The sequence below is a fragment of the Actinoallomurus acanthiterrae genome, assembly GCF_054775715.1.
Window position 1 is genome coordinate 372,280 of sequence record NZ_BAAHCO010000001.1, and the last position, 21,109, is coordinate 393,388.

General features: G+C 70.5%; 22 protein-coding genes. 10 read left to right on the plus strand and 12 right to left on the minus strand.

The window, feature by feature from the left end; all coding sequences use genetic code 11:
• Position 1: 1 nt before the first annotated feature.
• The 5 genes from ACYVF7_RS01810 (at position 2) to ACYVF7_RS01830 (ending at position 5,317) form a co-directional block, all read left to right on the plus strand.
• Positions 2–982 (plus strand): carbohydrate ABC transporter permease, encoded by a 981-nt coding sequence (locus tag ACYVF7_RS01810; protein ID WP_460333799.1) that lies wholly within the window; start codon positions 2–4, stop codon positions 980–982.
• Positions 983–998: 16 nt separating this feature from the next.
• Entirely contained in the window at positions 999–1,862 is an 864-nt protein-coding gene (locus ACYVF7_RS01815; protein WP_460333802.1) for a carbohydrate ABC transporter permease, read from the plus strand.
• On the plus strand, positions 1,859–3,103 hold the full coding sequence (locus tag ACYVF7_RS01820) for an ADP-dependent glucokinase/phosphofructokinase (RefSeq protein ID WP_460333805.1): 1,245 nt from the start codon (positions 1,859–1,861) through the stop codon (positions 3,101–3,103). The genes ACYVF7_RS01815 and ACYVF7_RS01820 overlap by 4 nt, the downstream gene beginning before the upstream one ends.
• A 106-nt stretch (positions 3,104–3,209) precedes the next feature.
• Complete coding sequence (locus tag ACYVF7_RS01825; protein ID WP_460333808.1) at positions 3,210–4,211, plus strand: tagatose 1,6-diphosphate aldolase; 1,002 nt, start codon at positions 3,210–3,212, stop codon at positions 4,209–4,211.
• Between the two features lie 71 nt (positions 4,212–4,282).
• Complete coding sequence (locus ACYVF7_RS01830) at positions 4,283–5,317, plus strand: class I mannose-6-phosphate isomerase (protein WP_460333811.1); 1,035 nt, start codon at positions 4,283–4,285, stop codon at positions 5,315–5,317.
• A 3-nt stretch (positions 5,318–5,320) separates the two neighbouring features.
• Here ACYVF7_RS01830 and ACYVF7_RS01835 read toward each other — a convergent pair whose 3' ends face one another.
• The 5 genes from ACYVF7_RS01835 to ACYVF7_RS01855 all read right to left on the minus strand — a co-directional run bounded on the left by ACYVF7_RS01835 (position 5,321) and on the right by ACYVF7_RS01855 (position 9,658).
• Complete coding sequence (locus ACYVF7_RS01835; RefSeq protein ID WP_460333814.1) at positions 5,321–6,163, minus strand: NAD(P)H-binding protein; 843 nt, start codon at positions 6,161–6,163, stop codon at positions 5,321–5,323.
• 13 nt (positions 6,164–6,176) lie between these two features.
• Positions 6,177–6,803 carry a TetR/AcrR family transcriptional regulator gene (locus ACYVF7_RS01840; protein ID WP_460333817.1) on the minus strand — a complete coding sequence of 209 codons (627 nt, stop codon included), beginning with the start codon at positions 6,801–6,803 and terminating at the stop codon, positions 6,177–6,179.
• A gap of 100 nt (positions 6,804–6,903) precedes the next feature.
• Positions 6,904–7,755, minus strand: coding sequence for a DUF4097 family beta strand repeat-containing protein (locus ACYVF7_RS01845; RefSeq protein ID WP_460333820.1), 852 nt, complete (start codon positions 7,753–7,755; stop codon positions 6,904–6,906).
• Positions 7,752–8,402, minus strand: a complete 651-nt coding sequence (locus ACYVF7_RS01850; RefSeq protein WP_460333823.1) for a LuxR C-terminal-related transcriptional regulator — start codon at positions 8,400–8,402, stop codon at positions 7,752–7,754. Before ACYVF7_RS01850 ends, ACYVF7_RS01845 begins: the two co-directional genes overlap by 4 nt.
• Positions 8,390–9,658 carry a sensor histidine kinase gene (locus ACYVF7_RS01855; protein ID WP_460333827.1) on the minus strand — a complete coding sequence of 423 codons (1,269 nt, stop codon included), beginning with the start codon at positions 9,656–9,658 and terminating at the stop codon, positions 8,390–8,392. The genes ACYVF7_RS01850 and ACYVF7_RS01855 overlap by 13 nt, the downstream gene beginning before the upstream one ends.
• 103 nt (positions 9,659–9,761) lie before the next feature.
• Here ACYVF7_RS01855 and ACYVF7_RS01860 point away from each other — a divergent pair, with 103 nt between their 5' ends.
• Positions 9,762–10,262 (plus strand): hypothetical protein, encoded by a 501-nt coding sequence (locus ACYVF7_RS01860; protein ID WP_460333830.1) that lies wholly within the window; start codon positions 9,762–9,764, stop codon positions 10,260–10,262.
• 17 nt (positions 10,263–10,279) lie between these two features.
• Here ACYVF7_RS01860 and ACYVF7_RS01865 read toward each other — a convergent pair whose 3' ends face one another.
• Positions 10,280–10,738: a winged helix-turn-helix transcriptional regulator gene (locus tag ACYVF7_RS01865; protein ID WP_460333833.1), complete on the minus strand. Its 459-nt coding sequence runs from the start codon at positions 10,736–10,738 to the stop codon at positions 10,280–10,282.
• A gap of 84 nt (positions 10,739–10,822) precedes the next feature.
• Here ACYVF7_RS01865 and ACYVF7_RS01870 point away from each other — a divergent pair, with 84 nt between their 5' ends.
• A complete protein-coding gene (locus ACYVF7_RS01870; RefSeq protein ID WP_460333836.1) occupies positions 10,823–12,034 on the plus strand; it encodes an MFS transporter in 1,212 nt (403 codons plus the stop codon).
• 36 nt (positions 12,035–12,070) lie between these two features.
• On the opposite strand, the gene ACYVF7_RS01875 is transcribed toward ACYVF7_RS01870, so the two are convergent.
• The 4 genes from ACYVF7_RS01875 to ACYVF7_RS01890 form a co-directional block, all read right to left on the minus strand.
• Complete coding sequence (locus tag ACYVF7_RS01875; protein ID WP_460333839.1) at positions 12,071–12,994, minus strand: phosphotransferase; 924 nt, start codon at positions 12,992–12,994, stop codon at positions 12,071–12,073.
• A 72-nt stretch (positions 12,995–13,066) separates the two neighbouring features.
• The gene (locus tag ACYVF7_RS01880; protein WP_460333842.1) at positions 13,067–13,543 is read right to left on the minus strand and encodes a glycine-rich domain-containing protein; all 477 of its coding nucleotides are present in this window, start codon (positions 13,541–13,543) and stop codon (positions 13,067–13,069) included.
• Positions 13,544–13,728: 185 nt separating this feature from the next.
• The gene (locus tag ACYVF7_RS01885) at positions 13,729–14,025 is read right to left on the minus strand and encodes a hypothetical protein (RefSeq protein ID WP_460333845.1); all 297 of its coding nucleotides are present in this window, start codon (positions 14,023–14,025) and stop codon (positions 13,729–13,731) included.
• A complete protein-coding gene (locus tag ACYVF7_RS01890) occupies positions 14,025–14,507 on the minus strand; it encodes an ATP-binding protein (protein WP_460333848.1) in 483 nt (160 codons plus the stop codon). Before ACYVF7_RS01890 ends, ACYVF7_RS01885 begins: the two co-directional genes overlap by 1 nt.
• 164 nt (positions 14,508–14,671) lie before the next feature.
• Between ACYVF7_RS01890 and ACYVF7_RS01895 the strand changes: the two genes are divergently transcribed.
• Both ACYVF7_RS01895 and ACYVF7_RS01900 read left to right on the plus strand, forming a co-directional pair.
• Positions 14,672–15,535 carry a helix-turn-helix domain-containing protein gene (locus ACYVF7_RS01895; RefSeq protein ID WP_460333850.1) on the plus strand — a complete coding sequence of 288 codons (864 nt, stop codon included), beginning with the start codon at positions 14,672–14,674 and terminating at the stop codon, positions 15,533–15,535.
• Positions 15,536–15,556: 21 nt separating this feature from the next.
• Entirely contained in the window at positions 15,557–15,652 is a 96-nt protein-coding gene (locus ACYVF7_RS01900) for a DUF397 domain-containing protein (protein ID WP_460333853.1), read from the plus strand.
• Positions 15,653–15,821: 169 nt separating this feature from the next.
• Here ACYVF7_RS01900 and ACYVF7_RS01905 read toward each other — a convergent pair whose 3' ends face one another.
• A complete protein-coding gene (locus ACYVF7_RS01905; RefSeq protein WP_460333855.1) occupies positions 15,822–17,045 on the minus strand; it encodes a PucR family transcriptional regulator in 1,224 nt (407 codons plus the stop codon).
• A gap of 179 nt (positions 17,046–17,224) precedes the next feature.
• Between ACYVF7_RS01905 and qcrB the strand changes: the two genes are divergently transcribed.
• Positions 17,225–18,901 carry a cytochrome bc1 complex cytochrome b subunit gene (qcrB, locus tag ACYVF7_RS01910; RefSeq protein WP_460333858.1) on the plus strand — a complete coding sequence of 559 codons (1,677 nt, stop codon included), beginning with the start codon at positions 17,225–17,227 and terminating at the stop codon, positions 18,899–18,901.
• A gap of 15 nt (positions 18,902–18,916) precedes the next feature.
• Here the strand turns inward: qcrB and ACYVF7_RS01915 are convergent, their stop codons facing one another.
• Entirely contained in the window at positions 18,917–21,076 is a 2,160-nt protein-coding gene (locus ACYVF7_RS01915; protein ID WP_460333861.1) for a WD40 repeat domain-containing serine/threonine protein kinase, read from the minus strand.
• Positions 21,077–21,109: the final 33 nt, after the last annotated feature.

Here is a 21,109-nt window from a genome sequence, read left to right on the forward strand (position 1 = left end):
GATGTCCCATTCCCTCAAGGAACATTCCCTCAAGGAACGACGCATGCCGGCCCGGCTCGCCGCCGGCACCGCCGTACCCGACGCGCGCGGCGTGCCCCGGCGGCGAGGCCCCGGCCGGAGCCATCGCGGCCGGCTCGGCGCGGTGGCGCTGATGGCGCCGACGCTGCTCTCCCTGCTGGCCGTCTCCCTGTATCCGGTGCTCCGTTCGCTGTGGATGTCCGCCCGGGACACGACCCTGGCGCAGCGGACGGACTCCTTCACCGGCCTGAAGAACTACCGGACCCTCTGGAGCGACGCCCAGTTCTGGAACGCCTGGAAGCAGACGGTCGGCTTCACCGTCGTCTCGACGCTGCTGGAGACGCTCCTCGGCCTCGCGATCGCGCTCGTGCTGTTCGAGGCGTTCCGTGGCCGTGGCTGGGTGCGGGCGGCCGTGCTGATCCCCTGGGCCATCCCCACCGTCGTCACGTCGCGGATGTTCGGCTGGCTGTTCGACGGCCAGAACGGCGTGGTCAACTATCTGCTCGTCAAGCTGCACCTCGTCCCGCACAACGTCAACTTCCTCGGCAGCACGACCTGGGCGATGCCCACCATCGTCCTGGCCGACGTCTGGAAGACGGCGCCGTTCATGGCCCTGTTGATCCTCGCGGGTCTCCAGACGATCCCGCACTCCCTGGGCGAGGCGGCGCGGATCGACGGCGCGTCCGCCTGGCAGGTCTTCTGGCACGTACGGCTGCCGCTGCTGATGCCGTCCCTGCTCGTCGGCGCGATGCTGCGCGCCCTCGACGCCTTCCGGATCTTCGATCTGCCCTACACCCTGACGGGCGGGGGCCGGCCGACTCCACCGAGACGCTGTCGACCCTGGCCTACAAGCACCTCTTCTCCGGCCTGGAGATCGGGTACGGGTCGACGATCTCGACCGCGATGTTCGCCACCGAGGCGCTCGTGGCGATCGGGTTCGCGGTCTTCATCTTCCGCCGGCTGAGGGCGGTGGAGGGCTGATGGCCGCCACCACGGTACGCCTCCGGACGGCACGCCCCGGACGCCCCGTACGGCGGATGGCGATGTGGGCGGCCGTCGTCCTGATCGTCGTCTGGTCGACGTTCCCCTTCCTCTGGCAGCTCAACGCGTCCTTCCAGCCGGACCGCAGCCTGACCCGTCACACGCCGTCGTGGTTCCCGCTGCCGGGCACGTTCGCGCACTACCGGAACGTCTTCGTCGTCAAGGGGTTCGGCGCGTACATCGTGAACAGCGCGATCACCGCCGGCCTGTCGACGATCATCGCGCTCGCGTTCGCCGCGCTGTGCGCGTTCGCCCTGGCCCGCCTGCCCGTGCCGGGCAAGGGGCTCGTGCTGGGCGTCATCCTCGGCATCTCGATGTTCCCGCAGATCTCGATCGTCACCCCGCTGTTCCTCGTGCTCCGCAAGCTGCAGCTCCTCGACACCTACCGCGGCCTCACCGGGGTCTACGTCGGCCTCGCGCTGCCGTTGATGGTGTGGGTGATGTGGGGGCACTTCCGGGCGATCCCCAAGGAGGTCGACGAGGCCGCCAGGATCGACGGCGCCGGGCCGATCCGCACGCTGTGGAGCGTCATCCTGCCGATGGCGCTGCCCGGCGTGGTCACCGCCGGCCTGCTCGGCTTCATCGCGAGCTGGAACGAGTTCCTGCTCGCGCTGTCCTTCACCAGCACGCCCGCGCACCAGACGATTCCGGTCGGCATCGCCAACTTCACCGACCTGTACTTCATCCCCTGGGGCGACATCGCGGCCGCGTCGGTCGTCGTGACGATCCCGCTCGTCGGCATCGTCCTGGTCTTCCAGCGCCGCATCGTCGCCGGGCTGACCGCCGGGGCGGTGAAGGAATGACGCGCGAGCCCGACCGGCGACAGGAGTACGCGGAGGCCGCAGCGGCCGTCCCGGCGGCGGCCCGCGACGCGGCACCCGCCCTCACCGGGTTCAACGCGTGCGTCGACCACGTGCATCGGATCCGCTCCGTGACGCTCGACGCGTTCGCCGCCGTCGGCGTACACCACCACCCGATGACCCGCGCGCTCGTACGGCAGGTGCTCGACCGCATCGCCGGCGGGCACGGCGGAGAGATCTACCTCCAGGCCCGCGAGATCGAGCCGGAGCTGCGGACCCTGCTGGGCACGCCCGACGCCCGCCAGGTGGGCGGCACCGGAGTGCAGGCGTCGTGGGTCCTGGCCGTGCTCGGCGCGCCGAGCGTCACCGCCCTGGCGGACCGCGGCCGTGACCAGCTCGGCGTCCTCCACCCGTCCGTCGGCGTGTGCGCGGGCGGCGAGGTCGTCCCGGCGGGACGCCTGTCCCCGAGCGACTCGTCGGCCAAGCCACCGCACTACATCCTGGAGTTCACCGCCGGAACACGGTGGCGCGGCGGCGTCGTCCCCCGGTCCACCCGCATCATCGTGCGGCTGGCCGAGGACGGCATCGAACGCGACGCGGAGTTCGCCGCGGCGGCCCCGGCGCTCGCGGCGCGGGCCGGTGCCGGGCTGGTGTCGGGGCTCAACGGGATGCCCGACGACGACACGGAAGGGCGGGCCTGGCTGCACGGTGTCGTGACGGCCTGGCACGAGGCGGGCCTGCCCACGATCCACCTCGAGCTCGCGGAGTACACCTCCCAGGACGCCCTGCCCCGGGTCACCGCGGAGTACGCGGGCCTCGTCGACTCGCTCGGGATGAGCCTGTCGGAGCTGGCCGCGTTCGGCCCCGTCGGCCACCGCCCGGTCGCGCTGGCGCACCAGGTCGCCGTACGGTTCGGCCTGCGGCGGGTGCGGGTCCACGCGGACACCTGGGCGTTCAGCGTCCATCGCGGGGACGCCGAGGCCGAGGCCGGCGCCATCCGCCTCGGCAACCTCCTCGCGGCGGCCCGCGCCCGCCACGGAGCGCCCTCCTCCGACCTGTCGCCGGCCGAGGCGGCCAGGTTCACCACCGACCTGCCGGCGAGCGAGGACCTCGGTGACGGGTGGCGGGTGGAGTGCCTGCCCACCCCGTACCTCACGTGTCCCGCCACGACGATCGGGCTCGGCGACACGTTCGTCGCAGGCCTGCTCCTGGCCGACGGCGCCGTACGGGCGGTGGGAGCGTGACCGCCCCTGGACCGTCCCCAGATCCCGTCCCCCTGCCACTCACAACCGGCCCGACCGGCGAAACCGGCCGGAGCACGACATCCCCCGCTGTGAAATGGAGAGTTCTGTGAGCGCATCCGTACCCGACACTGGGAAGGTCCGGGGCCTGCAACGCGTCACCAGCCCCGACGGCTTCTTCCTGATCTGCGCCATCGACCATCTGTCCGACTACGGTGAGCTCCTCGCGCCCGACCCCTCGACCGTCACCTTCACCGACATCGTCCGTTCCAAGGACGCCGTCGTACGCGCGATCGCCCCGAGCGTCTCGGCCGTCCTCGTCGATCCCCTGTACGCGCTCGGCTACCTCGTCGGCTCCGGAGCGATCCCCGGCGACGTCGGCCTCATGCTGAGCATCGAGGACGAGGACTACAAGCACCCCGAAGGCCCGCGCCGTACCCGCTTCCGGGAGCACTGGAGCGCCCGGCGGATCAAGATGGCCGGCGGGGACGTGTGCAAGCTGCTGTGGTTCTTCCGGCCGGACGGCGACCCCGAGGTGGCCGAGCTCCAGCGCAAGCTCGTCCGCGACCTCGCCGACGAATGCACGAGCCTCAGCCTGCCGCTGGTCGTCGAGCCGATCTGGTACCCGCTCCCGGGCGAGGACTCCGGCACCGACGAATGGCGGGCCCGCCGCGTGGAGGGGATCCTCGCCTCCGCGCGAGAGGCGAACGCGCTCGGCGTCGACATGCTGAAGGTGGAGTTCCCCGGTTACGTCGACACCGCGGAGGGGCGCGCGGCGGCGGCCGAGGCCTGTGCCCGCCTCGACGCCGACATCGACGTCCCCTGGGTCATCCTGTCGGCCGGCGTCGGCTACGAGGACTTCCGGACCCAGGTGGAGATCGCGTGCCGGGCCGGAGCGTCCGGCTACCTCGCCGGCCGCTCCATCTGGCGCGACGCCGTCTCCACGCACGACCCCGCGGAGCGGGAGAAGGCGATCGCGCAGGCGCGCGGCCGGCTCGAGGAGCTGAACGCCGTCGCCCGCGCCCACGGCCGCCCGTACTCGCCCGCGCGGCCACTCGACGAGGTCCTGGCCGCGCTGCCGATCGAGTGGTACCGCACCTGGCACGCCTGAGCCCCCCTTCCCCCAATGGCCGCGGCGGCCGGACACCGGCCGCCGCGGCCACCCCCCGACAGGAGGGTCCCGTGCGGCCCATCGTGCTGCCGCCCAACATGCCGCGTTCCTTCTACCGGGGCGCGGGCCGCATCGCCCGGTTCCGCGACCCGGAGGCGTCTCGCCCGGCCGACCCGTACTTCCCGGAGGACTGGGTCGGATCGGTCACCACCCGGCACGGGGCGGACTCCGCCGGGCTGACGAGGCTCCCCGACGGACGGCTCCTGGCCACGGCCGTCGCCGCCGACCCGGAGGCCTGGCTCGGCCCGGCCCACCTCGCACGCCACGGGGCGGACCCGGCGATCCTGGTCAAGCTCCTCGACGCGGGCGAACGCCTGCCGCTCCACGTCCATCCCGACCGGCGGTTCGCGACCGCCCACCTCGCCTCGCCGTACGGGAAGACCGAGGCGTGGGTGATCGTCGACGCGGCCCCGGACGCCGCCGTCCATCTGGGTTTCCAGCGCGAGGTTTCGGCCGGTGAGCTGCGCCGCTGGGTCGCCGGACAGCAGGTGGCGGACATGCTGGCCGCCACCAACCGGATCCCCGTCGGGTCCGGCGACGCGATCGTCTGCCCGGCGGGGCTGCCCCACGCCATCGGCGAGGACATCCTGCTCGTGGAGGTCCAGGAGCCCACCGACCTGTCGGTCCTCCTGGAGTGGGGGGGGTACGACATCGACGGCGAGGCCGGCCATCTGGGGCTCGGCTTCGACCAGGCGCTGGCGTGCGTGGACCGCGCCGCCTGGGACGATCGCCGCATCGACGGCCTCCGCGCCGCCCGGCGGCGGGGTCACGGGGTCCGGCCGGGAGTCGACCGGCTGTTCCCGGAGACCGCGGACCCCTTCTTCGGCGCCGAGCGCATCCGGCCCGACCCGCTGAGCCTGCTCGACCCGGCCTTCTCCATCCTCGTGATCACGGCCGGGGCGGGAGTCCTCGAGTCCGGCGACGGCGACGGCGATCGGATCGAGGTCCGCTCCGGCCAGACCCTGCTCGTCCCGTACGCGTCGGGACGGTGCACCCTCAGCGGGGACGTCGAGGCGATCCGCTGCCTGCCGCCCCGCGACGGGTAGGAGTCAGGGCCGGAAGTCGTCGGCGTGGTCCCGGGCCCACTGGGCGAAGGTGTGCGCGGGGCGGCCGGTGATCTCCTCGACGATCGTCGAGGTCTCGGGCGGGGTGCCGTTGCCGGCCGCCCACACGCGCAGGAAGGTCTCGACGCCGATCGCGGGGATGGTCCTGCCCATGTCCTCCCGCGCCTCCTCGACGGAGATCACTTCGAAGCGGACGCCGCGGCCGATCGCGTCACCGATCTGTTCGACCTGCTGCCGCAGGGTGAGCGACTCCGAGCCGTAGACGGTGTAGGCCCGCTGCCTGTGGCCCGGCTCGGTGAGCGCGGTGACCGCGAGCGCGGCCATGTCCTTCTCGTGGATCGGGGCGGTCCGCGCGTCCGGGTACGGGTTGCGGACGACGCCCTCGTCCCGGATCGACCGCTGCCACCACCACAGGGTGTTGGTGGCGAACATCCCCGGGCGGATGAACGTCCAGTCGATGTCGGACCGCTCGAGGGCCTCCTCGACGACGCGGTGTTGCCGGGCGATCGGGTTCTGCTCGGCGCCGGGGGCCACGACCGCCGCCGACGACAGCAGCACCACGTGCCGTACGTCCGCGGATCGAGCGGCCTCGACGAACCCCTCGATTCCGTCCGGCTTGGTGTAGAGGAACACCTTGTCCGCGCCCTCCAGTGCGGCCGGCAGTGTCTCGGGCCGTTCCAGGTCGGCCGCCACGGCCTTCACCCTCGGCGACAGGCCGGCGGCGTCGGGGGTCCGGCTGGTGGCGCGCACCTGCTCTCCCGCGGCGAGCAGACCGTCGGCGACATGCCGGCCCACGTTTCCCCGGGCACCGAAGACGACCGTGACCATATCGAGGACCTTCCTATTCTCCGGCTCCGCCGAGGAGCCTGGTCAGTTGACGGTGGAGCCGCTGCCGGGTCTCGGGCGCCATCGGATCGTCGCCCAGGATGTCTCGTACGAACTGGGGCATCGCGATCGGTGCGAAGATCACGGCATAGGCGACCAGGAGCGCGAACTCCGGCTCGACCGCGTCGGTGACCTCGCCGGCCTGCTGGCGCAGGCGCATCTTCTCCACCGCCGCCGCCAGCCTGGACCGCTGGGCCTCCGCGTAGCGTTCGCCCTCCTCGGCGTCGGTGAAGGGGCAGTCGCCCAGCGCCTGCCAGATCGCCAGCCGGGCCCAGTCGGGCCGGTCGAGCGTCGCGTCCAGGTACGCGCCGATCGACTCGTCGAACGACGCGTCCGGGGCCGCGACCGACGCCTCGACCCGCTGCCACCGGCGACGCAGCTCCTCCAGCAGGCCCTGCTTACCGCCGAAGTAGTACGAGATCAGCTGCTGGTTGACGCCCGCACGCGCGGCGATCCCGGCGGTACGCGCACCCGCGTACCCCTTGGCCCCGAACTCGGCCACGGCGGCGTCGAGAATCCGCTCGCGGGTCTGCTCGGCCGCCTTGCCGCGCTCCTCCGGCTGCGACGCTCTCCGTGTCGGCATGATCGGAACAGTAGTCAATCAAGTAGATGAATGACAAGCGTCAATCGAACGATTGAACGGGCGGGGCGGTCCGGCGGCGGAGCCGGACCGCCGTGACCACTCAGGGTTTCGGATACTGCACTTCGGCGCTTCCGGAGGAGCTGCGCACGTCGACGTGGCGGTCGGAAGCGTCGTCCCGCAGGCCGGGCGAGACGTCCGGCCCGCCGAACGACGACCCTCCGGTCACCCGGTAGCGCTGCCCTCGCGGCACCATGATCGTGATGGAGCCAGAGCTCGCTCGCGCGGTGACGTCCCGCGGAGCCTGCTGGAACTCCAGCGTCATGGCTCCGGACGACAACTCGGCGTCCACCTGGGACGAGGCGAGGTCCGTACCGTTGATCACGCCTGAACTGGCATGCGCCCACACGGGTCCCGTCAGCCGGTCCATCGACACGACGCCGGAGCTGGTCTGCAGTCGTACGGCGCCTGTGAGCCCATGGGCGCCGACCGTTCCGGACGAGGACGTCGCCTGCAGCGCGACCCCGGCCGGGACCTGAACGTCCATCCCGACACTGCACTCCAGGCTGCTGAACAGCGGGCTCCCTGCCCCGCACGCGGCCCTGAGCCGGAGGGTGGTGCCGTCCCAGCGCTGCTCGATGTGCGGTTTGTTCAGCGCCCACTTCAGCGTCTGGTCCACGGTCACCTGCCCGGCGGGCCCGGAGCTGACCTCGACGTCACCGGCGCCCACCTCCACCACCAGTGCCGTGATCGGATGGGCACCGGTCATGATCTGGCTGTGGTACGTCTGCCGGATCAGCCGCCCCCAGATCTGCACGCCGTTCGGCACGACCACCACGAACGCGGTCAGCGCCGCGACGGTCAGCCAGAGGCCCTTGCGGCGCGGGCGCTGCGGGGGCGCCTCGGCGGCGGGTTCCCGGGTCGGGGCCTCCGCGAGACCGGGTGACGTGCTCATGATCCACCCTCCAGGAACCGGAGTACGGCGAGGACCCGGCGGTGGTCGGCGTTCGCGCCGCCCACCAGGCCGAGCTTGGCGAAGATGTTGTTGATGTGCTTGGCGACGGCGCTCTCGCTGACCACGAGAGCCTCGGCGATGCCGCTGTTCGAGCGCCCTTCGGCCATCAGCGCGAGGACCTCCCGCTCGCGCGGGGTCAGGCTCTCGAGCGGGTCGTTCTGCCGCCGGACGAGCAGCTGGGCGACGACCTCCGGATCGAGGGCGGTACCGCCGGCGGCGACGCGGCGCAGCGCGTCCAGGAAGGAGGAGACGTCGGCGACCCGGTCCTTGAGCAGGTAGCCGACGCCGCTGGTGTTGGCGGCGAGGAGGTCCGCGGCGTACCGCTCCTCGACGTACTGCGACAGCAGCAGCACGGCGACGTCCGGCCACTGCCGGCGGATGACCAGCGCCGCCCGTACGCCTTCGTCGGAGTAGCCGGGCGGCATCCGCACGTCCGTGATCACCGCGTCGGGCCGGTGCTTCTCGACCGCGACGAGCAGGCCCTCGGCGTCCCCGGAGGCGTCGGCCACCTCGAACCCCGACGTCTCGAGCAGCTTGATCAACCCGGCCCGGAGCAGGACGGAATCCTCAGCGATCACAATACGCACGGCAACTCCACGGTGATGACGGTCGGCCCACCGACCGGACTGATGATCCGGAACGTACCGTCGACCGACCCGACGCGCTGCCGCAGCCCGTTGATGCCCGTGCCACCCGACGGGTCGGCGCCGCCGATCCCGTCGTCGGTGATGGTCATCCGCAGGACGTTCCCATGGCGGGCCAGCGTCATCTCGACGTGGGAGGCGCGGGCGTGCTTGGTGACGTTGGTGAGGGCCTCGGACGCCACGAAGTACGCGACCGCCTCGACGGTCGGCGCGGGACGTTCGGACACGTCGACGCGCAGTTTCACGGGGAGCGGCGCACGGGCGGCGATGCCCGACAGCGCGGCGTCCAGGCCACGGTCGTCGAGGACGGCCGGGTGCAGGCCCCGGACGACGTTCCGCAGGTCGGTGAGGGCCTCCTTGGCCTCCGTGTGCGCCTCGGCGATCACCTGCATCGCGTCGTCGGGCACACCGGTGAGCGTCTCCTTGGCCAGCCCGAGGTTCATCGCGAGCGAGACGAGCCGCTGCTGTACGCCGTCGTGCAGGTCGCGCTCGATGCGTCGGCGTTCGGCGTCCGCCGCGTCGACGACGCCGGCCCGCTTCTCGGCGAGATCTTCGACCTGACGCTCGAGTACCTCGGCGCGGCTCGGGCCGAGCAGGGCCCGTGCGGCGCGGGCGTCCAGCCGCGCGACCAGCGCGGCCACGGTCGGCGCGATGAGCAGGAGGAGGATGCCGCCCGTGGTCATGAGGGTGGCCGCCCTGTTGTGCGCGGGGAGCGCGAGCGCGCTGTACGGCGGAAGGGCCCACGCGTACGCGTAGACCAGCGCCATCCCGAAGCCGGCCGCCCACATCACGATGACGAGCAGCCCGCCTAGGCCGAGCATCGGACCGACGATCGCGTGGTAGGCCAGTTGCCGCCACGTCGCTGGGGAGCGCAGGAACGCCCGAACGTCGCGCCCGACCGGGGGAGGCGGCGGAAGGTCGGCGTCGAGCAGCCCCCAGAACCGGCTCCGCTGGATGCCTGTCAACGGCCTCAGCAGGACGAGCGGCAGCAGGAGGGAGGTCACGAGGGTGATCAGGATCTGTCCCACCGACTCGACGTCGCCCATTACCGTCCAGGACGCCACGACCGCCGAGAGCGCCACGGCGTGGACGGGAACGCCGGCCGCGACGAAGGCCGTGTTCCGCCACGCGCCACGCGACAACGGAAGGTAGTCGGTCCATCGAGGGGAGGCGCGGTGCTGTGAGACCGCTTGTGTCATGAGAAGACCCTAATCGGGCCGGTTTCCAGCACGCCATGAAGCAGACTCCCGATCGGAGGTGAAGCCAGTACCACCCTCAAGTCGGAAATCGGCGTGACTGACTGTGACGCCGCTGATCGCCAAGCTGTTGACCATGGTCACCAGCACGATCAGCCCGCCCGTCGCCCCGGCGAAGCGTCCTCTCCCCACGCCGAAGCCCGCCTCGGCACCCCCGGCCCGAACCCGCCCGCGGTGGCCGGCCCGCCTTGGGTTCCTGTTCATCGGCGCCGGCCTGGCGCTGGTGCCCTGGCTGTTCGTGCTGGCCTCCAGCCTGCCCGCCACCACGACCGCCGCGCACTGGCCGATCGCCTGGGTGGGTTTGGACACCCTGGAGGCACTCGCCCTGATCACGACGGGCGTGCTCCTCACCCGGCGCGACCCCCGAGGGTGCCTGACCGCAATGGTCACCGCCACCCTGCTGACCGCGGACGCGTGGTTCGACGTGTCCACCGCCGCCCCCGGCGCGGACCAGATCACGGCGGTGGCGATGGCGGCCTGCCTGGAGATCCCCCTGGCCGTCCTGTGCACCGTCCTGGCCCTCCGCACCCTGCCCCGCCCCTCGTGACGGGTCAGCCGGCGGACTCAGGTGTGCCGTCGCACCGAGGTCGTATCGCTCGTCAGTGGTGAACCGTTCGCTGCCACGGGCAGGAGGTCGGGTACGCGGGCACCGTCGCCGTCGACCAGGATCGAGTGCGTCTCGCCCGCTTCGAAGGCGTGGCGTTCGCCCCACTGTCGCAGTGTGACGATCACGGGGAAGAGGTCTTTGCCTGCCTCGGTGAGCGCGTACAGCCTGCGTCTGCCCGAAGGGGCGTCGACCTGGGTGAGCAGGCCGTGGGAGGTGAGCTTGCGGAGCCGGTCGGTGAGGATGTTGCGGGCGATGCCGGTGCGCTGCTGGAAGTCGGTGAACGAGCGGGCGCCGTCCATCGCGTCGCGGATGATGAGCAGGCTCCACCGGTCGCCGACCAGATCGGCCGTGCGGGCGACCGGGCAGCTCGGGTCCGTCCACGCGGGGCTCTGTCCGTCGGGTTCGTCGCGCGCCATCACCCCTCCAATGAGTTGCGTAATGAAACCATTCTTGCCTACCCTCCAATCAGTTGCAAACTGAAACCAAATGGGGGTGTGCTCGTGAACTGGAGGACGAGGCTGCTGCTGGCCGTGGTGTGCGGGGTCGCGGTGGCGAGCGTCTACGCCGGGCAGCCGGTGCTGGGCCCGATGGGGCGTGACCTGGGCGTTCCGGTCGACTCGCTCGGCTGGTTCGTGGCCACCGGCCAGCTCGGCTATCTGGCCGGACTGGTGCTGCTGGTGCCGTTGGGCGACGTGCTCGACCGCAGGCGCCTGATCGCCGCGCACCTCGTCCTGGTGGCCACGGGAATGGCGATCACCGCGGCCGCCCCGGCTGCCTGGGCGGCATTCTCCGGACTGGCCGCGGCGGGCGTGTTCGCGGTGGTGGTGCAGACCGCCGTCGCGTACACGGCGTCGATCTCCCCGTCTGCCGAGCGCGGGCGCAACCTCGGCATCGTGACCTCAGGCGTGGTGATCGGCATCCTGGGCGCGCGCGTCATCGCGGGAGTCCTCGCGGACCTGTGGGGATGGCGGAGCATCTACCTGACCCTGGCGATCCTCGCCGCCGTCCTCGCGCTGCTGGCCCTCACCCTGCTGCCCGCGGATGTCCGCCCGAACACGGCACGGTACGGACAGGTCCTCCGGTCCTTCGGTGGGCTGTTCGCCCAGCCGGTGTTCCTCAGCCGCGGGCTGATCGCGTTCTTCCTGTTCGCCTCGTTCGGCACCCTGTGGAGCGGCATGGCCCTGCCGCTGGCCGATGCGCCGTGGCACCTCAGCGAAGCGAGGATCGGGCTCTTCGGCGTCGCCGGGCTCGCCGGGGCTCTCGGCGCCGCCCGGTCCGGACGCTGGGGCGACGGCGGGCACGCGCACCGGGTCACCGGCATCGCACTCGCGCTCCTGCTCGTCTCCTGGGCCGCGATCGGACAGCTCCCGTGGTCGCTGCCGCTTCTGATCCTCGGCGTGATCCTGCTCGACTTCGCCGTTCAAGCCGTGCACGTCAGCAACCAGCACACTCTCACCGCCGCCTACCCCGACCGCACCAGCACGACCATCGGCGCCTACATGGTCTTCTACTCCCTCGGTTCCGCCCTGGGAGCGGCCGCGACCACAGCCCTGTTCGGCGCCACCGGCTGGATCGGCCCCACCGTCCTCGGCGCGACACTCGCGCTCTGCGCACTCGCCACCTGGGCGTTCAGCGCCCGTACGGCGGATCGGCCCGCCCGTCATCCACAGCTCGGACAGGCAGCAAAAAACATGACTAATTGCCCCAGATAGCGCACCCGTCGCACTAGCGCGGCCCGCGTTACGCCGTCAGTGGCAGAGGCTGATCACTTGCCCTTCGGACGTCGTCGCCTCGAGGCGATGCCGTGCCCAGCGCCGGGCCACGGCCGTCAGCTTCGCCGAGTGCGGCCGCGCGGACGGAGACCGTGTCTTGTGCCCCCACAGGCCCAGCACCGTGGCCGCGAAGGCCGTCACCGTGGCTGCCGGAGCCGCCCGCCACGCGGGGATCTGGTCCGCCCACGACTCCGCGCTCTCGGGCGAATGGCCGGCCGCCATGAGCCTGATCACCATGAACGCTGAATCTATCCAAGGTGCGCCACGGGAGGCCCAGGCCCAGTCGACGACCACCACCTCGCCATCGTTGATGAGGAGGTTCCCGGGCTGCAGGTCCGTGTGCAGCAGCGCGTCACCGTCGAGCAGCTCGTACGCGCCCGCCTCCAGCTCCGCCAGGCGCGGCAGGTTCTCCTGCTCCCATGGGTCCAGGTCGTCGGGTGGGTTCTGGGCGTACTGCTGCCAAACCGGCAGCCGGGCCCAGCGCGCTGCGATGCTGCGATTCGGCACGGCGTGCGGGTTCACCTGCTGGAGGGCTGCCACTGCCTCCGCGACGGGTGCCAGGTCGGCGGAAGAGGGGGACGGGTCCGGGTGTCGTCCGGTCGCGTGCTCGAAGCCGAGCATCAGCCAGCCGTCCGTCTCGGTCTGCCATAGCAGCCGCGGTGCCAGGCCACGAGGCAACAGGTGGTTCACGGCAGCCTCGTTGCGGTGCATCCACGCGTTCGGCGCGGTGGCTCGGATGCCCTTGCAGAACACGGCCCCGCCGTTCAGACGGAGCGTGGCGGAGAACTCCGAACTGCATCCCATCTCGGGCGCTTCGGCGTCGATGACCCGTCCGCCGCAATGCTGCTCCACGGCGTTGCGGACGCCTTTCGGCAGGGCGTCCCATTCATGTCGACTCATGGCGTTTCCTCGCTGGCGGGGGCGACCCCAGGTCGCCGAGCATATGACCTGGGGCCGCCTGGGAGGTGGATGTCACGGGCTGTCGGTACAGCCGGCATGGCACTGCGAGCAGTCGCCCGTGTGGGCCCGCCACATCTCCTCATCTATTGGGATGCCAGCCGCGCGCATCTTGGCGAGCGCGGTGGCGACCATGCCGCCCTCGACGGGCGGGATGTCTCCCGTACAGGCGCTGTCGCACTTGTTGTCGTCGGTAGGGAGATGGTGAATGAACCGCCCCGCGACCCGCTCGCAGAACTCGCCGTACTCCTTCGTGTGGAGAACGAACGTGTGCCAGCCGATATCGACCATCGGGGAGGGCGCCAGGCCGGCGCCGCGGTTGAGGGCGCACACCTGCAGAAACGCGAGCGCCTGGCCCATGATCCGCTCGGCCGTCGGCTGGTCGACCTGCTCGTCCTTGACGATGCGCCGGACGAGTCGGTCGAACAGTGCGGGCGGGACGAGATCCGGGGGGACGACGGCCGTGGCCGTCCTGTCGAGGATTAAGGTCATCTGGCTCCTCCTCAAGAGCCTCGTGTACGGCTCGGTCGCCGTACCGGCTTCCTCTCCGGCCGGTCGGCCGGAGCGTCAGTGGGCCTGGCCGGCTCGTAGTGCCGCCAGTTGGTCCGCGGTGTCTGGTTACCGGGCCCGTCTCTCACCGACCTGGCGGCGGTGTGCCGGCCCGGGTTGGCGGCGGCTTACGCTGCCGTCGCCAGCTCCACCTCGCGGCATTGGAAGACCAGCCGCTGCGGATCGCGGTCGTAGATGATCGTCGGCTCATCGCCGAACTTCGCGATCGCGGCGTACTCGCGCCGGTACCAGCACCACATCACCAGCCACTGAGCGCAGAGGCCCTGGAGGTTGGCCAGTTGTTCGGGGCTCGGGTCGGGGACGTGGGCCGGGATGTCGATGGCCGTGTCGTCGGCCACCAAACGGCGTTTGGGCGTGGGCCGGACGAGCAGCCAGGCGAGCATGGAGAGGAGGCAGTGGATCACTACGGCCTCCGGAAGTCGTGGAGCTCAGCCGGAGTCAGGGCGACCTCGGGGGCCGGGACGATGACGTGCACGGTCTTGCTGTCCTCGGCGTAGGTCACCCATCGGTCGAGGGCGTGCTGGTCGACGATTAAGAGACCGCGCCCGTTGTTGGCGAGCAGGCCGCCCTGCTCCCGGGCGGGCATCGGCTCGGTGACGGGGTCGGTGACGGCCAGGTGCACGTACCGGTCGGTGACGATCACGTTGAGATCGATGGGAAAGACGTCGTCCGGCCAGTTACGCAGGGCGGCGGTGGCGCAGATCGCGTTGGTCACGATCTCGCTGGTGATGAGGGCGACCTCGTACGGGTCGTGCGGAAACCCGGTGACCGTGTTCTTGGCGAACTCGCGGGCCCGGCCGGCGTACTCGGGCAGGGCTCGCACCGGGAACCGCGCCGACGGTAGGGATAGGAGACGGTCGGCGAGGACCGCATCGTTATGTGTCACAGGGATCACTCCCCGTTAGGTCTGCCGGGCTGGGTGGGCCCGAGGGTGGGTTGGGTACTGGTTCAGAATGAACGCTGTAGCGCAAACTTTCAAGCGCAATCTTTGCGCTGTACGTTAAATGACGAATGACTGGTTCTCTGAGTGAGGTGGCTACGATCGCGTCCATGCCAGAACGCCGGAGCCCGACGCTGCGCCGTCGACGTCTGTCCGCCGAGCTCAGGCAGTTGCGCGGTCGTGCCAGGATGACGCTCGAACAGGTTGCCGAACGGCTGGAGTTCTCTACGGCGAAGCTGCGGTTCATCGAGAGCGCGCAATGGGTCCGGCCGAACATCGGCGACGTCCGCAACCTTCTGGATGTCTATGGCGTCACCGACGAACGCCAGCGCGAGGAGTTGCTGCAGCTCGCTCGCGAAGGCCGCCAGAAGGGCTGGTGGCAGCCGTACAGCAAGATGCTGTCGGAAACGTACACGACGTACATCGGCCTGGAGGCCGAGGCGATCAAGCTGCTCACCTACCAGCCGCTGATCGTGCCTGGCCTATTCCAGATCGAGTCCTACGCCCGCGCATTGGTTCAGGTGACACCGGACGAGGTCAGCGAGAAGGTGATTGACGACCGTGTCGCGGTGCGGATGGAACGCCAGCAGGTCCTTGCCGACCCTGATCCGCTGAGCGTGTGGGCGGTCATTGACGAAGCCGTGCTGCGCCGCCCGATCGGCGGGCCGGAGGTCATGCGGGCGCAGATTGAGAGGCTTGTGGAAGTGGCCCGGCTGCCGAGCGTTACGTTGCAGCTGATCCCGTTCGGCATCGGGGCGCACCCGGGTGCTGGACGTGGGCCGTTCACGATCCTGCAGTTCCCGGAGGAGGCCGATCGCGACGCGGTCTACGTGGACAACTTCGCAGGCGAGCTTTACGTCGAGGAAGGGGCCGAGGTCGACGCGTTCCACGAAGGGTTCCGTCATCTGGTCGGAGCGGCGCTGAGTCCCGCCGATACGATGGCGCTCATCGCCGAGGAATTGGCGAATACTTGACCCAGCGAGGGACGTGCATCCATGCCCCAGATCGATCTGTCGCATGTCGAGTGGCGGAAGGCCGAGCTCAGCACCAACACGGGTGAGTGCGTAGAAGTGGCGGTCGCGACACGCTGACGCCGAAATGCGAAGAGCCCCCGGGCCGTACGGCCCGGGGGCTCTCGCGTACCTAACTTTCACCGACCGATGATGATGTGCCGACGGGTCGATATCCGGCGATCACCAGCCGAGGGATCGCGGTGCCTCATCGGGTCTTGGGGACGCTGCCCTGCCACTCATGACGAGGTCAGCGGCGGAGGCTGATCACCTGGCCTTCGGGGGTCTCGCTCGCTCGGCCGGTGCCGGACAGCAGGGCCCGGGCACGTAGGACGATCTCCAGCTCGAACCGCAGGTCGGGGTCCTGTAGCCGGTCGCCGAACAGGTCGTCGAGCTGGCGCAGCCGGTAGCGCACCGTCTGCGGATGGACGTGCAGCCGGACCGCGACCTCGTTGGCGTTGCGGCCCGCCTGCAGCCACGCCAGCAGCGTCTCGGCCAGCCGATCCTGCTGGCTCTGCCGCAGGTGGGCCAGTGGGGCGAGCTGCCGCGCGGACAGGGCCGCGAGCAGTCCCTCGTCCTGGAAGAGGATCAGCGTGGACATGTGCTCGGCGCACCGTACGACGTTGTCGTCGGCGACGACGCCCCGGCGTACGAGGTCGAGGCCCTGCCGGGCCCAGCGCATCGACCGGGACACCTCCGACAGCTTTACGGTCGGGCCGACGACGGCGACCCAGTCGGTCAGGGCGGCGTCGAGCTGGCGGGCGCGGCCCGGTCCGTCGGGGTCGGGGACGATCAGGCAGGGCTTCGAGCGGCTGAGGTCGGCGAGTATGTCGGGCGGCAGCGCCGGCCTGCCGACGCCCTGCCGGCGTTCGTAGAGGGCGACGGCGGCGACCGTACGGGGTACGGGCCAGCGCGCGACGCGGGCGAGTTCGATGATGTCCTCGGCGGAGGCGGGCGGCCGGGCGAGGAGCAGGTTGACGAGGCGGCTGCGGCGGCGGGTGAGCTCGCCGGCGACGGCGGCCTCCGCCTGGGCGTAGCCCTCCGCGGCGGCGGCGGCGACCTCGTCCTGGATGATCATGACCGTCTCGCCGAGTGCACACAGCGATTGCGGGGACAGCCGGAGGGAATCGAGGTCGGCGGAGATCCGGCGCCAGACGGTCAGCCCGGCGACGCGGATGGCCATCTGGAGCGTGTCGAGGGCGCGCCCCTCGCGGGCCACGCTGTGGCCGATTCCGCGGAAGAACTCGGCGACCTGCTCGGTGGACGCCTCGTCTTCCGTGACACGCCTTAACACCTCGTCGATGACCCGGTCGACGGCCGAGCGGATGACCGCGGCGAAGGCGTCATCCCAGCGGCGGGCGTATTCGGGGATCCTGCGGTGGATCTCCTCGGTCATCTCGTCGGCCAGCCCTCGTCTGACCTCGGCGGCGAGTCGGGGTGGGATGGATGCCCACGGCCGTCCCTCATTCGTCACACGGAACCCTCCCCCCAGCCCATGGCTGAGATCGAAAGTTACCGTCGCAAGTGACGAACTGCACTAATTGTGCCAAAAGTGGCCAAGGCAACTCCGTTGCGTTATGAACGGGGAAGTACTACAAGTGGTAGAGGACCGATACTCGAGGCGGTCGGGGGGCCGCCAGAGCGGAGTCGGCGATGGCGACAGCGCCCAGACCACTGTCCAGCACAGGCCGAGCGATCGATGAGCGGTTCGGCGGTGCGCGCTTCGGGTCGAAAGCGATGCGGAAGGTCTTTCCCGATCATTGGACCTTCCTGCTCGGCGAGATCGCGATGTACTGCTTCTTCATCATCATCGCGACCGGCGTCTTCCTGACTTTCTTCTTCAAACCGAGCGCGCACGACGTCGTCTACAACGGCCACTACATGCCGCTGCGCGGCATCACGATGAGCGAGGCGTACGAATCGACGCTCCGCATCAGCTTCGACGTGCGCGGCGGACTGCTCATGCGGCAGATCCACCACTGGGCGACGATCGTGTTCCTGGCGTCGATCGTCGCGCACATGCTGCGCAACTTCTTCACCGGCGCTTTCCGCAAGCCGCGTGAGGTCAACTGGCTGATCGGCGTGACGCTGTTCATCCTCGTCCTCCTGAACGGCCTGTTCGGCTACTCCCTGCCGGACGACCTGCTGTCCGGCACCGGCATCCGCATCCTCGAAGGCGTCCTGCTGTCCCTGCCGCTCGTCGGCTCGTACCTGTCGTTCTTCCTGTTCGGCGGGGAGTTCCCGGGCAACGAGATCATCCCCAGGCTGTTCACGATCCACGTCCTGCTGATCCCGGGCATCCTGCTGGCGCTGCTCCCGCTGCACGCGGTGGTCCTCACCTGGCGGCAGACCCACACGCAGTTCCCCGCCAAGGGCCGGACCGACCGGACCGTCGAGGGCAAGCCGTTCTGGCCGGTGTTCATCGTCAAGACGTCGGCGTTCTTCATGTGGGTGTTCGGGTTCGTCGCGTTGCTGGCGACGTTCTTCCAGATCAACCCGATCTGGCTGTTCGGCCCGTACGAACCGGGCAGCATCAGCGCCGGATCGCAGCCCGACTGGTACATGGGATTCCTCGAGGGCTCACTGCGGATCATGCCGGCGTGGGAGATCAACGCGTTCGGGCACACGCTGCCGATGAACGTCATCGTCCCGGCGCTCGTCGTGCCGGGGGTGCTGTTCACGGGCCTGGCCATCTACCCGTTCCTCGAACGCTGGGTCACCCACGACTACGAGATCCACCATCTCCTCGACCGGCCGCGCGACGTCCCGGCGCGCGTCGGCATCGGCATGGCCGGCGTCGTCTTCTACGCCGTCCTGTGGCTGGCCGGCGGCAACGACATCATCGCCAAGACGTTCGACATCCCGCTGTTCACCACCACGTGGATCTTCCGGATCGCCGTGATCGTCGGGCCGGTGCTCGCGTTCGTCATCTCCCGGCGGATCGCTCTCGGCCTGCAGCACCGCGATCGCCACATGCTCGAGCACGGTGTCGAGACCGGCGTCATCAAACGGCTGCCCAACGGCGCGTACGTCGAGGTCGAGCGCCCGGTCGACGAGGAGGAGGCCGCGGTGGCCATGGCCCGCCGCGTGCCGCCCGCCCGGCCGCTGCGCGAACTGCAGCCCGACGAGCACGGCGTACTGTCCAAGCAGGCCCGGCGCCCGACCGCCCGCGTCAAGATCAAGCTCAACCACGTCTACCGCGACGTCGTCGACCTTCCGCACACCGCGCGGATCCGAATGGACGACGGCCGGGAGGAGCACCTGGCGATCACTTCGGGCGACGGTCAGGGCGCGGCGACGCGGTCCACCGCGGGGGAGGGCGGGCACTGAAGCCGCCACACCGGGTCATTCGGTCCAGGACGCCAGCTTCTTGCCGGATCGAGTCTTCCAGAGCGCGCCGCCGGCGGCGTTATCCGCGCCGGCCAGCATGGTGCCGTCCTGGCTGAACGCCAGGCCGTACAGGCCCTGGGTAGCGTCGAACTTCGCGGCCTCCTTCTCGGCCGAGACGTCCCAGATCTGGATGACCGGAACGCTCGGGGTACGGTCCAGGTCGCTGGTCGGGACGGCGAGCGTGTCACCGTCCGGGCCGAACTCCAGCGGATCCGCGTCCGCGATCACCCGGGTGTGCAGCACGTGCTTCTCCCGGTGCGAGGAGATGTCCCAGATCTGCAGGTTGTCGTCGAATCTGCGGTCATCGATCGCGAGGGTCCTGCCGTCCGGGCTGAGTGCGATGGCGTTCGCGTCGGCACCGGGCCAGGAGGCGACCTGCCGGCCCTTCTCGGTGTCCCACACGACGACACCATCGCTATATCCACAGGCCACGTAGCCGTTCGGGCTGATGGCCATGCTGAGGCAGTCCTCCTTCTCGTCGGGGACGCGGATGGAACCGCCTCGGTAGGCGAAGGTCCCCATGGTCCACCTGCCGACGGTGCCCTGCGAGCCGGCCGCGATCAGCGTCCGGCCGTCGGAGCTGAACCGCAGCACCTTCAGCACGTCGGAGAACCCGGAGAGCGTGCGCTGCTTGCGCTTGGCGATGTCCCAGACCTGCACCTCGTCGGCGTATTCGCGTCCGACCGCGATGCTCAGGCCGTCCGGGCTGAACGCCAGGGCGGAGATCTCCTCTTCCGAGTCCTTGGGCGGGCGGAAGGAACGCAGCAGCTTATGCGAGGTGGTCCCGTACAGCCGGACCACCCCGGAGTCTCCGCCGAAGGCGACGGTGCCCCCGTCCGGGCTGATCGCCACCGCGTGGAAGCCGCTGGACTCCTCCGGCGTCGTCGGCGTGGGTTCCGGCGACGTGGCGGGCGGGAAGGCCGGGACGCTCGGGGGGCCGCCGAACGGATTGGACGGGCTGGGGGCGATGATCGGGCCGCTCGGCGAGTAATGCGCGCAGGAGTACAGCAGAGCGAGGCCGAACACGGTGACGAGCATCCCGGTCAGGGCGCGGCCCGTTCGCCGCTGCGGGGAGGACGGAGCCGGGGCGCGGGCGGGCACGGAGTGGGGCCGCGGACCGTCCGGGCGCACGTAATGCGGGCGCTTCGGAAGCGCCCCCGGCGGTGCGGCAGGCTTCGGCAGCGGAGCCGACGCGGGTGTACTCGAAGCGGTCGCGCCGCCGCCTCTTACCTTCCCGGGGTCCGGCGGGAGGATCGCCGGACTCTCGGACGCCGGCGACCCGCCGTCGTCGTCCTGGCGCAGGATCGCCGTCAGCCGTTCGGCCGTCTCCTCGGCGGTCGGGCGGCGCTCCGGATCCTTGACCAGCAGCGCGGCGATCAGCGGTCTGAGCGGCCCGCCGTTGACCAAAGCGGGCGCCTCCTGGGTGAGGAGGGTGAGCAGGACGGTGGCGTGGTCGGGGCCTTGGAAGGGCGGCCTGCCCTCGACGGCGTTGAACAGCACGGCGCCGAGCGACCACAGGTCGGCGGCGGGGCTGGCGGCGGCGTTCTCGGCCTGTTCGGGGGCCATGAACGCCGGGGTGCCCAGCACGTCGTCGAAGTCCGCGGCGCGTTCGCCGACCCGCTGGGCGACGCCGAAGTCGGTGAGCACGATCCGCCGGTCGGTGATGAGGATGTTGGCGGGCTTGAGGTCACGGTGCACGATTCCGGCGGCGTGGGCCTCCCGCAGCGCGTCGAGGACCGCGGCGCCGATCTCGGCGACCCGCCGGTACGGCAGGCGTACCTCTTCGCGGAGGATGTCGGCGAGTGAGCGGCCTTCGATCAGCTCCATGACGATGACGGGGGAGCCGTCGTCGAGGACGTCGTAGATGGTCACGACGCCTGGGTGGTTCAGTCGTGCGGTGGCGCGGGCCTCGCGCAGTGCCAGGGCGGTGAGTTCAGCGCGTTCGTCGTCGTCCACGTCCGGCGGGAACAGCACCCGTTTGATGGCGACCTCGCGGTCGAGCATCTCGTCGTGACCGCGCCACACAGTGCCCATGCCACCTTGGCCGATGGTCTCGACCAGGCGGTACCGCCCGTTGATGAGCTCCTGCTCGCCGTCCGGCGTGCCGTCCACCATGATCACGTCAGACGCGGGCCCGCTCGGCGGGGT

Coding starts and splice junctions, on each gene's coding strand:
- ACYVF7_RS01875 (WP_460333839.1), bottom strand. CDS start 12,994: ATGAGTCGACATGAATGGGACGCCCTGCCGAAAGGCGTCCGCAACGCC.
- ACYVF7_RS01810 (WP_460333799.1), top strand. CDS start 2: ATGTCCCATTCCCTCAAGGAACATTCCCTCAAGGAACGACGCATGCCG.
- qcrB (WP_460333858.1), top strand. CDS start 17,225: ATGGCGACAGCGCCCAGACCACTGTCCAGCACAGGCCGAGCGATCGAT.
- ACYVF7_RS01895 (WP_460333850.1), top strand. CDS start 14,672: ATGCCAGAACGCCGGAGCCCGACGCTGCGCCGTCGACGTCTGTCCGCC.
- ACYVF7_RS01855 (WP_460333827.1), bottom strand. CDS start 9,658: ATGACACAAGCGGTCTCACAGCACCGCGCCTCCCCTCGATGGACCGAC.
- ACYVF7_RS01840 (WP_460333817.1), bottom strand. CDS start 6,803: ATGCCGACACGGAGAGCGTCGCAGCCGGAGGAGCGCGGCAAGGCGGCC.
- ACYVF7_RS01845 (WP_460333820.1), bottom strand. CDS start 7,755: ATGAGCACGTCACCCGGTCTCGCGGAGGCCCCGACCCGGGAACCCGCC.
- ACYVF7_RS01900 (WP_460333853.1), top strand. CDS start 15,557: ATGCCCCAGATCGATCTGTCGCATGTCGAGTGGCGGAAGGCCGAGCTC.
- ACYVF7_RS01820 (WP_460333805.1), top strand. CDS start 1,859: ATGACGCGCGAGCCCGACCGGCGACAGGAGTACGCGGAGGCCGCAGCG.
- ACYVF7_RS01865 (WP_460333833.1), bottom strand. CDS start 10,738: ATGGCGCGCGACGAACCCGACGGACAGAGCCCCGCGTGGACGGACCCG.
- ACYVF7_RS01880 (WP_460333842.1), bottom strand. CDS start 13,543: ATGACCTTAATCCTCGACAGGACGGCCACGGCCGTCGTCCCCCCGGAT.
- ACYVF7_RS01815 (WP_460333802.1), top strand. CDS start 999: ATGGCCGCCACCACGGTACGCCTCCGGACGGCACGCCCCGGACGCCCC.
- ACYVF7_RS01915 (WP_460333861.1), bottom strand. CDS start 21,076: ATGGTGGACGGCACGCCGGACGGCGAGCAGGAGCTCATCAACGGGCGG.
- ACYVF7_RS01835 (WP_460333814.1), bottom strand. CDS start 6,163: ATGGTCACGGTCGTCTTCGGTGCCCGGGGAAACGTGGGCCGGCATGTC.